We start from the raw sequence: 13442 nt of genomic DNA, 5'->3' as shown, positions 1-13442 counted from the left end.
GGTTTCATCATGAAAGTACAAGCTTCTGTTAAGAAAATTTGTGGTAGCTGTAAAGTTATCCGTCGTAATGGGGTTATCCGCGTAATTTGTAGCGCAGAACCTCGTCATAAGCAGCGTCAAGGTTAATCTGATTAAGACCTGTTGATTTCTGTAGGCGAATTAGGTTATTATCCGCCCCTCAAGATTTTTGTGGGGCGGTTGATTATCTACTGCCTTTTTGGAGAAAATTGAATGGCTCGTATTGCCGGTGTAAACATTCCGGATAACAAGCACGCTGTTATCTCTCTAACGTATATCTTTGGTATTGGTCGCCATACTTCAAAAGCTATCTTAGCTGCTGCTGGTATTGCTCCAACTACTAAGATCCGTGAATTAGATGACGCTCAGCTTGATGCGATTCGTGCAGAAGTTGCTAAGGTTCCGACCGAAGGTGATTTACGTCGCGAAATTTCCATGAACATTAAACGTTTAATGGATTTAGGCTGCTACCGCGGTCTTCGTCATCGTCGCAGCTTGCCTGTCCGTGGTCAACGCACCAAAACTAACGCTCGTACCCGTAAAGGTCCGCGCAAACCTATTAAGAAATAAGATTTCTGGAAGCTAAAAGATGGCTAAAGATACTCGCGCACGCAAGAAGGTCACTCGTACCGTCTCTGAAGGTGTCGCACACATTCACGCTTCTTTTAATAACACCATTGTGACTATTACCGATCGTCAAGGTAATGCACTGGCTTGGGCCACTTCAGGTGGACAAGGCTTCCGTGGATCACGTAAATCAACTCCGTTCGCTGCTCAGGTAGCTGCTGAAGTTGCTGGTAAAGCTGCTTTAGACTACGGTTTGAAAAACTTGGATGTCCTTGTAAAAGGTCCTGGTCCTGGTCGTGAATCTGCGGTTCGTGCTTTAGGTGCAGTGGGTTATAAAATTAACAGCATTACCGATGTGACGCCAATCCCGCACAACGGTTGCCGTCCACCTAAAAAACGTCGCGTGTAAGGAGAAACATTCATGGCTCGTTATATTGGTCCAAAATGCAAACTCTCTCGTCGCGAAGGGACAGACCTGCAACTTAAATCAGGCGTTAAACCGTTTGATGTTAAGACAAAAAAACATGCGAAAGTTCCTGGCCAACACGGCGGGGCTCGTGGTGGTAAACAATCTGAGTACTCACTACAATTACGTGAAAAACAAAAAGTACGTCGCATGTACGGTGTTTTAGAGCGTCAATTTAGTAACTACTATAAAGAAGCTGCTCGTGTTAAAGGCGCAACTGGTGAAAACCTGTTGAAGCTACTTGAAAGCCGTCTTGATAACGTTGTTTATCGTATGGGTTTCGGTTCTACTCGCGCAGAAGCTCGTCAGTTAGTATCTCACCGTAGCATCACTTTGAATGGCCGTCGTGTTAACATTGCGTCTATCCAAGTTAAAGCGGGTGATGTGATCGCAGTTCACGAAGGCGCTAAGCAACAATTACGTATCAAAAACGCAATTGAATTAGCTACTCAACGTGGCATGCCTTCTTGGATGGAAATCGACCATTCTAAATTAGAAGGTACGTTCAAAGCTGCACCGGATCGTTCTGATTTACCTGCTGAAATCAACGAAAGCTTGATTGTAGAATTGTATTCTAAATAATCCTTGAGGAAGCAATATGACGCGTACTGCAAATGAGTTTCTAACTCCGCAAGCGATCAAGGTCGAAGCGGCAAGCGGGACCTCGGCAAAAGTTATTCTAGAACCATTAGAGCGTGGCTTTGGTCATACTCTTGGTAATGCTTTACGTCGCATCCTTCTTTCTTCTCTACCTGGCGCAGCTGTGGTAGAAGTTGAGATTGAAGGGGTCGAGCACGAGTACAGTACTTTGGAAGGCTTGCAGCAGGACATCGTCGAGCTCTTGCTGAACCTAAAAGGATTGTCGATTAAGCTGTTCGATCAAAATGAAGCTTATTTAACATTAGAGAAACAAGGTGCAGGCGACGTAACTGCGGCTGACCTTCGTTTACCTCATAATGTTGAAGTGGTTAACCCTGAACATTTGATCGGTACTTTAAGTGCCTCAGGCTCATTGAAAATGCGTCTGAAAGTGGCTCAAGGTCGTGGCTACGAGACTTCTGATTCACGCTTCCCTGAAGGCGAAACTCGCCCAGTGGGTCGCTTGCAGTTAGATGCGTCTTACAGCCCAATCAAACGTGTTTCATACACCGTGGAAAACGCGCGTGTAGAACAACGTACTGACCTTGATAAACTGATCATTGATCTTGAAACTAACGGTACTGTAGATCCTGAAGAAGCGATCCGCAAAGCTGCAACTATTTTGCAGCAACAAATTGCGATCTTCGTTGACCTTCAGAAAGATCAAGCACCTGTTGCTCAAGAGCCTCGTGAAGAAGTTGACCCAATCTTGCTTCGCCCAGTAGATGATCTAGAGCTAACTGTTCGTTCTGCTAACTGTTTGAAAGCAGAAAACATTTACTACATTGGTGATCTTGTACAGCGTACCGAAGTTGAGTTGCTTAAAACTCCTAACTTGGGTAAAAAATCGCTTACTGAGATCAAAGATGTTCTGGCTTCTAAAGGCTTACAACTCGGCATGCGTTTAGAGAACTGGCCACCGGCTAGTCTCCGTATGGACGATCGTTTCGCCTATCGTAGCCGTTAATTAAGTAGGACTATCACCATGCGTCATCGTAATAGTGGTGTGAAATTAGGCCGTACAAGCAGTCATCGTAAAGCGATGTTCCAAAACATGGCTAACTCTTTGTTCGAGCACGAGTTGATCAAAACAACTGTGCCTAAAGCTAAAGAGTTACGTCGTGTAGCTGAGCCTTTAATCACTTTAGCTAAAAACGATACAGTAGCAAACCGTCGTTTGGCGTTTGCTCGTACTCGTTCAGCAGCAACTGTTGGTAAATTATTTACCGTTCTTGGCCCTCGTTACAAAGAGCGTAACGGCGGTTATCTACGTGTTCTTAAAGCGGGCTTTCGTGCAGGTGATGCTGCACCGATGGCTTACGTTGAGCTAGTAGATCGCGAAGTTAACTAATTTTGTGAAGAATAACGCAAGTTGTTCGAAAAGGTCGGTTGAATAAACCGGCCTTTTTTATTGTCTGTATATTTTAATTTAGTCTGACTTTTAATCTCGTATAACTGGATCTGGCCTCAAAAGATAAAAAAATAACGTCTTTTTAATAAACTTGACATTGTGTATTGTCAGTTTTGTGATTTAATAAAAACAGATAGCATCGCTTAGGTAAAAAAACAACATGGAAAAGCAGGTAGATATTTTAATTGTGGGTGCGGGGATCTCGGGGATTGGTCTGGCAGCGCATCTTTCTAAACATTGTCCACAACGCTCTTTTGACATCATCGAACGTCGTGAAAGTATTGGCGGAACTTGGGATCTGTTTAAATATCCGGGAATTCGTTCCGATTCGGATATGTCGACTTTTGGCTTTAATTTTAAGCCTTGGAAAAAAGAAAGCGTGCTTGCCGATGGCGCATCCATCAAAAATTATCTGACTGAAGTGGTAGAGGAATTCAGGCTTCAGCCGAAAATCCATTTTCAGCATCGGGTCTTAAGTGCCAATTATGATTCTGCCACCTGCAAATGGTCGGTAGAGATTGAGGACGCACAGGGTAAGACGCAGATCTGGATCGCCAACTTCGTACTGGGCTGTACTGGTTATTACAACTATGACCAAGGTTTCCAGCCAGAGTTTCCCAATCAGGAGGCATTCAAAGGTGAATTTATTCATCCGCAACATTGGCCGGAAAATTTAAACTATAAAGGCAAAAAAGTGGTGATTATTGGCAGTGGTGCGACCGCGATTACCTTGGTGCCTGCCATGGCTAAAGGTGGAGCAGGTCATGTGACCATGTTGCAGCGTTCACCGACCTATATTACCTCTGTGCCTTCTGTCGATTTTATATATTCAAAAATGCGTAAATATCTGCCTGAGGAGGTCGCTTATAAGCTGACGCGTGCGCGTAATATCGGCATGCAGCGCGGGATTTATGCTTTGGCACAGAAACAGCCCAAATTATTAAAATCGTTTCTGCTTAAATCGGTGCAACTTCAGTTGAAAGGTAAAGTGGACATGAAGCACTTTACTCCGAATTATGAACCTTGGGATCAACGTCTCTGTGTGGTACCGGATGGAGATCTGTTTAAAATTTTACGTGAAGGCCAGGCATCGGTTGCAACGGATCAGATAGAAACCTTTACCGAAACGGGAATTCAGCTGAAATCAGGTCAACATCTGGATGCTGATATTATTGTCTCTGCCACCGGTCTGAATATCCAGATTCTCGGTGGGATTCAGGCGACGATGGATGGTCAGCCTGTCGATACCTCACAGCATATGCTGTATAGAGGCATCATGGTCAGTGATATACCGAATATGGCGCTGATTATTGGCTATATTAATGCCTCCTGGACGCTTAAAGTCGACATTGCAGCAGAATATATTTGCCGTCTGTTGAACTATATGGATCAGCAAGGTTATGCGCAGGTGATTCCTCAGGGAGATCAGAGTGAATTACTTCAGGATACCGTCATGGGAAGTCTCAGTTCCGGTTATATCGCCCGTGCTGCGGACGTAATGCCAAAGCAGGGTAAACATGCACCTTGGAAAGTTAGCAATAATTATCTGGCAGATCGCAAGGAACTCAAGCAGGCTTCGTTTGAAGATACCGTGCTAAAATTTAAAAAAAACAGCAATGCTCTAAAGTATAAACCGCGTCTGGTTTCTTAAGCTTAGATTTTTGAATAAAGAAAAAAAGAGTCCCTAGCGACTCTTTTTTTTCTTTATTCAGTTTAAAGCGAACGAGCGATGAGTTCTTTCATGATTTCATTGGTACCCGCATAAATCCGATTGGCACGGTTGTCGATATAGGCACGGGCAATCGGATATTCCAGCATATAACCATAGCCGCCATGCAATTGCAGACATTCATCAACGACTTTGCTGTACATTTCTGAAATCTTGTATTTGGCCGCAGCAGCGGCATCTACGCCTAGTTCGTGATTGAGTTGCAGCTGCATACAGCGATCCAGATAAGTGCGGCACACATCGATCTCGGTACGTAGTTCTGCCAGTTTAAAACGGGTATTTTGAAAATGGCTGATGCTCTTGCCAAATGCCTGACGTTCCTTGGTATATTTCACTGTATGGGCAAAAGCGGCTTCAGCGCCTGCCTGACAGATAATCGCCACAATCAGGCGTTCCCAAGCCAGTTCTTTCATCAGCATCATAAAGCCCATGCCTTCCAGACCGAGCAGGTTTTCTGTGGGTACCCGAACATTGTCAAAGAACAGTTCGCAGGTATCCTGACCTTTCATGCCAATTTTATTCAGCGGCTTGCCTTTACTAAATCCGGCACGCTCTGCTTCAACCATAATCAATGAAAGATTGGCTGAACCTTTGTCATTATTGCCGGTTTTACAGACCACAATCGCCATGTCACAGAGATAGCCATTGGTAATAAAGATTTTGGAACCATTAATCACATAGTCATCGCCATCGAGTACTGCCGAGGTACGCACTGCTTGCAGGTCAGAGCCAGTTCCCGGTTCGGTCATGGCAATCGCGGTGACGACCTCTCCAGACGCCATTTTCGGTAACCATTGTTGTTTTTGAGCTTTATTACCAAAATTCAGCAGATAATTGGCAACAATATCTGAATGCAATGAAAATCCAGTCGCTGAATCTCCGGCATAGGCCTGTTCCTCAATCAAAATCATGCTATACAGCCGGTCTACGCCAGAGCCGCCATATTCTTCGGGCATGGTAGCGCAGAGCAATCCAAGCTCACCGGCTTTATTCCACAGCTCTCGATCTACATGCTGTTGACTTTCATAACGCTCGGTATGTGGAATGACTTCTTTCTCATAAAATTTACGTACCGTCTCGCGAAAAGCATCATGTTCGGTACTAAAGAGTTGGCACGGCAGCATCGGGGCAAGTGGGCGAATGGCTGCAGATTGCATCTTGTTATTCCTTATTTTGATTTGTTTGGTTTAACTTAGGTCATGCCAAGATCAGCAGCAATGAGCGGAATGTTCAAATGACTTAAATCTGCTGATGCTTTTGGTCATTTCTATGAAATCCCTCGAAATTCAGCCAGCGCTTCAGGTAAACTATTCGGGTTTATAACGAGTTGGGGAAATTCGATGACTGATGACATCAGCTTAGAAGAGCGCAAAGTGATTTATCGTGCGCGTCGTGGTTTAAAAGAACTGGATGTATATTTTGATCCCTACGTAAAAAACCATTACCTGAGTGCTGAGCCTTTCGAAAAACAGATGTTTGCAGAGCTGGTTGAGCAGGAAGACCCGGATTTACTGGACTGGTTTATGGAAGTGTCTGAGCCACCGCGTCCTGAACTGAAAGATTTTATCAAGAAGCTTAAATTTTACGTTCATGGATAATCGTTGCTTCAAGCTGAAACGCAGTCTGTGTGCATTGGCGTTTCAGCTTTTTATTTTTGCACTGCTGATGTATCTGTTGTATCAGTTATTACCGATTGCACTTTGGGCAATGTGCGCTGTCATAGGCTTGGTGATTTATCAGCTGTTTTACCGCAAGACACCACAGATTGAGCAGTTTGAATATCTGGATGGACGTGAATGGTCATTGACTACTAAAGCACGACCGACCCGTCGGGTATGTATTAGTCACGTGATTGATCATCAGGCGTATATTGTGGTGTATTTCCAGCATGCCAAGGCGCGACCTCTGCTGATCTGGTGTGATCAATTGCCCTTCAAACAATGGAAGTCCTTAAAATTATTGACTAAATTAATTTAGTTGTAAGACAAATACATTTTAATGATTTGATTAAAATGCACATAAAACAAATATTTAGATCAACTTCCTATTTTTATTGTCAGACAGAAATCAAGGTTAATCCATGACTTAGAGGAATTGTCTGACAATTTATTCCCTATGTTTTACTTTTAGCCTGTACATTTAACTCACCAACAGCAACTACGGGAGACCTTAATGGAATTTCCAGTATGGATGTTTCTGATCGTAGCGATTGTTTTAACGCTGGTGATCGGACGACTCGGGACAGTGTTGAAGGATAAATTTTCATCTTAATCAAGCAGGGTTTATTATTTTTCTGCTTGTACAGTTAATAAGTAGCATGTGCTGAACCGTCGCAATGCTACTTTTTTTTGCCCAAAATTTGGTATTCTTCTAAATACAGTCAATTGCAGCGCGGCTATTTAATGGCAAAGTGTCTCGTCTAAATTAGAGTAAATACTCTTTTATTCACAAAATGCTTCTGATATCTTTAGCAGAAAGATGGACATAATCACAATTATAGAGGACAGGAAAATGTCAGGCGTCCGTAAAATATGCCAAGGTATGGCGACCATTGCAATAACAACAACAGTTTTGACGGGGTGTTCTCAGGTCATTAAAACCGGTGCCAATGTTGCACTGGGTTTCACCGAAAACCATATTGTACCGCCGATTTTAGCGATGGATGATGCTGAAATGGTGTGTAATTCAGGGAATTCTTTAACGCCGGCCATTATGGCGACCAAAGAAATGGGTGCAGATCCAACGCGGGTGGCCGTGCTGATGTATTCGGCTGCCGGTATTTGTGCCGAGCAAAAAGCGCTGGAAGCCGAGTTACGCTATTTACGTGCTTCAAAAACCAATCAGGTGGCAGAAGCCCAAGATGCCCGAATCGAGCAGAAGCGCTGGGCGGCACTGGCAGCACAGCGTCAATATACCGGTTATCAACTGTTTCAGAGCCGTTATGAAAAGAAATACCAAAAAGCCTTGGGTGAAGAATGCCCGCGCATGAACAGTGATATCGAGCAAACGGTTTATCTGTTGGGCATGCTCAGTGGCTTGCAGGCCATGACCAATGATATTAACTCGGGTGGTGCAGTGCATGTACCGAAAGATATTGCTGCCGTGGTCGAGCGTGGCATGGTGTGTCTGGATAACGCGAAATTCTGGGGTGCGCCGAATGCCACCCGTGCGGTGATCTGGACTTTGTTGCCAGGCGCAGGGGAAGGCAAGCCTGACCCTTACCAAACATTAAAACAATCTACACAAATTGGTGAGCAAAAAGGTGTACGTTTATCTCATGCCTTGTATGCCGTAGCGGCTCAGGCCAGTGGCGATGATGCCAAAGTTCGGGATGCCTTGAAAACCTTTGCTCAGGCCCGTACGGAGGAAAAACCGGTAAATCCGCAATTCAAGCTGATTGACAGCATGGCCGCGATTATGGTCAGTGGCATATCAGATCGTTACTGGACAGAAAATACTGGTATACGTAGTGGCGATGATGGCATGCAACGTTTCTGGGATGAATCCGACAGTTCTTCCGAGCTCGATGATCTGTTCAGTGCGGATCTGTAATGCAGATACTATGCATGAAGCTTCAGGGATGAAGTCAAATTAGATGGTCAGGGAGGACAACAGGCCGATGCTAGATCAACATTTTCGACGAAAAATTATTTTCCTAGCGGCTTTTGTCTCTCTCTCTGCATGTCTGCAAATTTTTCAGGATCATTTTATCTACTGGCAAGAGAGTCTGCTGGGTGAATTCTGGCGACTCTGGACAGCGCACTGGGTACATGTGAGCTGGATTCATTACTTTCTAAACATTCTCGCCTTTATCTGTTTACCTTTCATTTTTCCACGCGCTACCGTCTGGCATTTCTGTGCCATTTTGCTGATCTTGCCACCGTTGATCAGTTTAAGCTTTTATTTTTTCTTACCCAATATTGAAGCCTATGCTGGCCTGTCGGGCGTGCTGCATGGTGCCTATGTCGCCGTAGCCTGTGTACATTTGCTGTATAAGCGGGAACGCGGCTTTGCGGCGCTGGTATTATTTTTGATTTTTGCCAAACTGGTCTGGGAAAACACCATTGGCAATGTCGGAATGGCGCAGCTGATCGGTAGTCCGGTTTTGGTTGAGGCACATTTACTTGGGGTGATTTGGGGCGTGATTCTGGCGCTGATCTATATTGTGAGCAATTATTTTCGGGATAATTAAAGTGCAGAGATAAATAATTTACTTGGCAGAAAATACAAAAAGAAAATATAAATTGTCATTTTTATTGTGCCAATTTTCATGCAAAGTCAAAACATAGAATAAAGATCCTGACCTTTGAAAAGGAATTTTCTAGGCAGAAGGGAAGATCAGCGTCCTAGACCAAGCATCAGGCCGCTAAAATAAAAATAGGAATACACATGCAAAATAATGATCAAAACAGATCAGGATTAGGTCTGTTGCGTTATATATGGACAGAGTGGATCTCGACCTTCGTCGTGCTGGTTTTACTTTTGCTCACTTTGATTATTGGCACCGGGGAAATGATTCACGGCCAGTTGCTGCGTATGGGGGAGCGTATTTACGGCGATCCGGCAACAGGAATGCAATATTCATTTTTAAGGGCTGAGCCGACGCGTCCACAATGTGAACGCAATATTAATGTCGATCAACGCGTTCAGCAGCAGATAAAAGCCGATGCAGCCGATGAATATGCCGACTTCTTCGGGGTGCGTTCGGAAGCGGATGTCCGTGCTGCGGTGTTACAGGCACAGCAGGTCTGTGAAGAATCCTACCTGTTTTATGATAAAGCCATTCAACATGTGCAAGCACATCCAAGTATTCGGGCTTATCGGACCTTTGAAACTTCTTTCTTTGGCATCTTCAAGTTTGGTACGGAAAACCGGGCTTTGCTTCTGGTCATCATGGTGGTCTTTGCTGCGATCAGTGCCACTCTAAAAACCCATCATATTGGCTTGCGTAGCCCGAGCACGCGTATCGACTTTAAAGTTTATTCGGTCGCCATGCTGGTCGCTAATGCTTTCCTGGCATTTTCATCCTATAGCCAATATCAGTCCGTATTGAACTCGGGCGTGCCGATGGGGGAGATGAAATACATCTACTGGTTGTGGATGATTCTGTTCAGCGCACTCACCCTGATCAGCTTGTATCAGGTGATCAAACAACCAAAACCAACACGTGAGGGTGGCAGTTTTGGTCTGGCCTTTCTGAGTGTACCGCTATATGCCTATATGGCCATTACTACCGGGATAAACTTCACTTTCTTTATGGACTATCCAATGGGACAGGGGATTTACCTCGGTCAATTGGTGGAGTTTTCTAGTATCTTTCTGAACTTGGCCTTGTTTATCTGGGCCGGTATGTTGCTGAAACAGACCCGTGTCGTGGACATGTTTCTGAATATTCTGCGTCCATGGAATCTGGCCCCTGAAACCCTGACCTGGTTAATCTTGCTGGCAGCTGCATTACCGACCGCCTATACTGGGGCTTCAGGGATTTTCGTAATTGCCGCAGGTGCGATTATTTACAAGGAAGTCTGGAATGCGGGTGGACGCCGTCAGTTTGCACTGGCCGCCACTGCAATGTCCGGTTCACTGGGTGTGGTTTTACGTCCTTGCTTGCTGATTGTCGTCGTCGCATCACTAAATAAAGAAGTGACCACCGACTTACTGTATCACTACGGGATTTATGTCTTCCTACTCAGCTCGACTTTATTCCTGGTAATTTCCCTGTTCTTTGCAGAAAACAAATTCCGCATTGCCGCGCCAACTGTAGCAGCTCCTCAATCTGGTCGTGCTTTCATTGCGATTATTCCATATATCGTGATTTTTATTCTGATCTGGTTATTCTATAAATATGCTTTGTCGACTGACCTGAATGAATTTACCGCACCAGTGATGATGCCAGTCATTCTGCTGATGATTGTCTTGTTCGACAAGTTACGCCATGAACCTGCGCCGTTGCCGGCAGTGGGGCATTGGGATGAAACCTTGACCGCAACTCTAAACTCAAAATCGACACCTGAACTGGCGACAGCCGGTGCCGCAGCCAATGCAGAATATCGTGAGGCTGAACATAGCGAACAATCAGGCAAAGAACTGGTGGTTGATCATGCTGTGCAGCGTTCAAAAGCGACTGAAATTTTGCGTAATGTCGGTTTCTGGAAGTCCATGCATATTTCGACCAGTGAGACCGTGGGGCATATTGGTGCCTTGGTCATTCTGATGGCACTCTCGGTGAGTGTGGGTGGCTTGCTGGAACGTATTGAAATTATGGAAGCCTTCCCGACCGATATTAGTAGTACCATTCTGGTGATTTCACTGATTGTCGGCTTGATGATTTTTGTCGGGATGATTATGGATCCATTTGGTGCGGTGATTCTGATCTCGGCGACCGTGGCTCCAGTGGCCTATCAATACGGCATTCATCCAGTACATTTCTGGATGATTACCCTGATTGGTTTTGAGCTGGGTTATGTGACGCCACCGGTTGCGCTAAATCATCTGCTGGCCAGACAGTCGATTGGCGATGCCGAAGTGGCCGAGGCGGATGCAGAAGTACGACACTTGTCTTTCTACTACCGTTATGAACGCTGGATTTTGCCGATGATAGTATTGCTGCCTGCGATGCTGATCATTGCCTATGTGCCTTATATGTTTAAGCTGTTCGGCTGGTATCAATAAAAGAAAAGCAATAAAAAAGCACTTTCGGGTGCTTTTTTATTTATTTGATTTAAATTCGTTAATCAAATTTTGGATGAATTCAGGCGCTTTTGTAGGATCGGGCTACACAATAGAATCGCACAGAAAATCAGCCCCAGCCCAATCACGCTATAGAGGTCCGGAACTTCCTGCCAGAACAGAAAGCCCCACATGCCGGCAAAGAAAATCGCCACATAGTTGACCGGTCCAATCTGTCCTGCCGGAGCCAGCTTGTAGGCATTTGACATAAACAGTTGGCTGAAATTGGCCAGGATGCCGGCAGTAATCAGATAGCTGAGTTCTGTCAGGGTATAAGGTCGCCATAGCCAGAACATCGGAATCACTGAAATCAGGGTGCCAATAAAGCAGAAATAAAACACGATTTTTTCCGGAGAATCGGTTTTGGTCAGCGCCCGAACCGTGACAAAGGCCATCGCCGCCAGAAAGCTCGCACTCAAACCAATGACCGACATCAGGTTAATTAACCTGAGTTCGATGAAATATTTTAGCTTTTTAGCAAGTTTTGGAAAGTTGGCTTATTTGGATTTAAGCAATAAGCCACTATAGCAGCCATAATATTCACCATAAAGTTATTCACCGAACGATGACGTGAATGGTCAATTTGATGTAAGTTTTTTAACTGATCATTCACTGTTTCGATCAATCCTCTTCTGCAAAGCAATTGTTTTTCTTCTTCAGTTTGGATGGGTTTATTTTTCATATTCTTGCGTGACGGGGTTAATAGTCTGAGCCCCCTTGCTGCTAAAGCTTCAGTTTTTGCTTTACTCAGATAGCCTTTATCGCCCAGTAAAATACCTTTTAACTCTTGGGTTAAAGATTCAAGTACAGCAACATCATGAACACTTCCCGATGTAATCTTGAGATTAATAATTTCACCCAAGTTGTTGATAACAATATGGACTTTAAATCCATAAAACCAACCTGTGCTACTTTTACCACGACCAGCTAAGCCTTTAAATACACGATGTCTTTTAATTCTAAGATTATGGCAAACGACCAATTTAGTCGAATCAATAATACAAATTCCGGTATCTTCTCCTTTAACTTGATGGAAGAAACTACTCAAAGCTTGCAAACAACGCGGCATAATTTCAATAAAACGATTGTAACTAAGAAGCTTGGGAAAAGCTGATTTCCAAAATGGGATGATCATATGACAATAAAAATATTTGAAAAATCTAAACCCGGATTTATGAAATAAAATGACAATGGTCATGACTTCAGACAAGCTTAAAGCTGACTTTTTCATTGTTGTTTTTTGATCAGAAATTAGAGCTTTCTCTAAAGATTCATTAAACTTTTTGCAGAAATCATCCAAGATACAAAATAATTCGGTAATATAGTCCATGAAAAAGCCTTGCTCTGAAATGTTTTGTCTTCGTAACCAAGATATTACAGATGCTAAGGCTTTTTTTTATTTATTTTTTATGTCGAACTCAGGTTAATTAGACCCGAATCTGGTTTGGCGACACAGAGTACGCCGATGAAACCAATCAGAGCTGCGGCTAACATGCTTGTGGTGATTTTTTCCTTGAGAAATAGCCAGGCAATCAAAGGAATAAAAATCGGGGAAGAGTAGGTGAATACCATGGCATTGGAGAGTTTTAAATGCGCGATGGCATAGAAAAAGCCGTACATGGCAGTCAGGCCGACCACTGCGCGCCAGGTGTGCATCCACAGTTTTTCAGTTTTGAAAAAACCAATGCCTTTATTGAAAATGAAGGGCAGGAAGATAAACAGCCCGACAAAATTGCGAAAGAAGACCACGGTGGCGTTATCAACCGTTGCTGAGGCATAACGGATACACAGGCCCATGACTGAAAAGAGAAAAGCAGAGCAGGTCAGTAACAGAATGGCTTTAAGCAGATGCGGAGCGGCTGGGGCAGACATGGAAACAACTG

At 44.2% G+C, this 13442-nt stretch carries 14 protein-coding genes and 2 pseudogenes; 12 read left to right on the top strand and 4 right to left on the bottom strand.

Annotation, left to right across the window (positions count from 1 at the left end):
- Positions 1–9 precede the first annotated feature (9 nt).
- The 7 genes from rpmJ to F891_RS13045 all read left to right on the top strand — a co-directional run bounded on the left by rpmJ (position 10) and on the right by F891_RS13045 (position 4752).
- Positions 10–126 carry a 50S ribosomal protein L36 gene (gene rpmJ / locus F891_RS17550; RefSeq protein WP_000867907.1) on the top strand — a complete coding sequence of 39 codons (117 nt, stop codon included), beginning with the start codon at positions 10–12 and terminating at the stop codon, positions 124–126.
- 105 nt (positions 127–231) lie between these two features.
- Positions 232–588, top strand: a complete 357-nt coding sequence (rpsM, locus tag F891_RS13070; RefSeq protein ID WP_004281492.1) for a 30S ribosomal protein S13 — start codon at positions 232–234, stop codon at positions 586–588.
- A gap of 19 nt (positions 589–607) precedes the next feature.
- The gene (gene rpsK, locus F891_RS13065; RefSeq protein ID WP_004281491.1) at positions 608–994 is read left to right on the top strand and encodes a 30S ribosomal protein S11; all 387 of its coding nucleotides are present in this window, start codon (positions 608–610) and stop codon (positions 992–994) included.
- 12 nt (positions 995–1006) lie between these two features.
- Positions 1007–1633: a 30S ribosomal protein S4 gene (rpsD, locus tag F891_RS13060; protein WP_004281490.1), complete on the top strand. Its 627-nt coding sequence runs from the start codon at positions 1007–1009 to the stop codon at positions 1631–1633.
- A 16-nt stretch (positions 1634–1649) separates the two neighbouring features.
- Positions 1650–2657, top strand: coding sequence for a DNA-directed RNA polymerase subunit alpha (locus F891_RS13055; RefSeq protein WP_004281489.1), 1008 nt, complete (start codon positions 1650–1652; stop codon positions 2655–2657).
- 18 nt (positions 2658–2675) lie between these two features.
- A complete protein-coding gene (gene rplQ / locus F891_RS13050) occupies positions 2676–3041 on the top strand; it encodes a 50S ribosomal protein L17 (RefSeq protein ID WP_004281488.1) in 366 nt (121 codons plus the stop codon).
- 220 nt (positions 3042–3261) lie between these two features.
- Positions 3262–4752, top strand: coding sequence for a flavin-containing monooxygenase (locus F891_RS13045; protein ID WP_004281487.1), 1491 nt, complete (start codon positions 3262–3264; stop codon positions 4750–4752).
- Between the two features lie 62 nt (positions 4753–4814).
- On the opposite strand, the gene F891_RS13040 is transcribed toward F891_RS13045, so the two are convergent.
- On the bottom strand, positions 4815–5987 hold the full coding sequence (locus F891_RS13040; RefSeq protein ID WP_005263751.1) for an acyl-CoA dehydrogenase family protein: 1173 nt from the start codon (positions 5985–5987) through the stop codon (positions 4815–4817).
- Between the two features lie 183 nt (positions 5988–6170).
- On the opposite strand from F891_RS13040, the gene F891_RS13035 reads away from it, so the two are divergent.
- The 5 genes from F891_RS13035 (at position 6171) to F891_RS13015 (ending at position 11502) form a co-directional block, all read left to right on the top strand.
- Positions 6171–6428, top strand: coding sequence for an FAD assembly factor SdhE (locus F891_RS13035; RefSeq protein ID WP_005263749.1), 258 nt, complete (start codon positions 6171–6173; stop codon positions 6426–6428).
- Entirely contained in the window at positions 6421–6807 is a 387-nt protein-coding gene (locus tag F891_RS13030) for a hypothetical protein (RefSeq protein WP_005263747.1), read from the top strand. The genes F891_RS13035 and F891_RS13030 overlap by 8 nt, the downstream gene beginning before the upstream one ends.
- Positions 6808–7341: 534 nt before the next feature.
- Positions 7342–8382, top strand: a complete 1041-nt coding sequence (locus F891_RS13025; protein WP_004732263.1) for a hypothetical protein — start codon at positions 7342–7344, stop codon at positions 8380–8382.
- Positions 8383–8449: 67 nt separating this feature from the next.
- Positions 8450–9022: a rhombosortase gene (rrtA, locus tag F891_RS13020; RefSeq protein WP_005263745.1), complete on the top strand. Its 573-nt coding sequence runs from the start codon at positions 8450–8452 to the stop codon at positions 9020–9022.
- A gap of 197 nt (positions 9023–9219) precedes the next feature.
- Positions 9220–11502 carry a TRAP transporter large permease subunit gene (locus F891_RS13015; RefSeq protein WP_005263743.1) on the top strand — a complete coding sequence of 761 codons (2283 nt, stop codon included), beginning with the start codon at positions 9220–9222 and terminating at the stop codon, positions 11500–11502.
- Between the two features lie 62 nt (positions 11503–11564).
- Here F891_RS13015 and F891_RS13010 read toward each other — a convergent pair.
- From F891_RS13010 to F891_RS13000, 3 genes and pseudogenes are all read right to left on the bottom strand, one after another.
- A pseudogene (locus tag F891_RS13010) lies at positions 11565–12005 on the bottom strand (DMT family transporter); the annotation flags it as partial.
- Positions 12006–12025: 20 nt separating this feature from the next.
- Positions 12026–12889 carry an IS982 family transposase gene (locus tag F891_RS13005; protein ID WP_004729973.1) on the bottom strand — a complete coding sequence of 288 codons (864 nt, stop codon included), beginning with the start codon at positions 12887–12889 and terminating at the stop codon, positions 12026–12028.
- Positions 12890–12972: 83 nt separating this feature from the next.
- Positions 12973–13431, bottom strand: a pseudogene (locus F891_RS13000) (DMT family transporter); the annotation flags it as partial.
- Between the last annotated feature and the right edge of the window lie 11 nt (positions 13432–13442).

It is taken from the genome of Acinetobacter sp. CIP 101966, from assembly GCF_000369725.1.
Lineage (GTDB): Bacteria > Pseudomonadota > Gammaproteobacteria > Pseudomonadales > Moraxellaceae > Acinetobacter > Acinetobacter lwoffii_Q.
The sequence above is the reverse complement of the archived record's forward strand: the minus strand, read 5'-3'. Positions and strand labels throughout refer to the sequence as shown.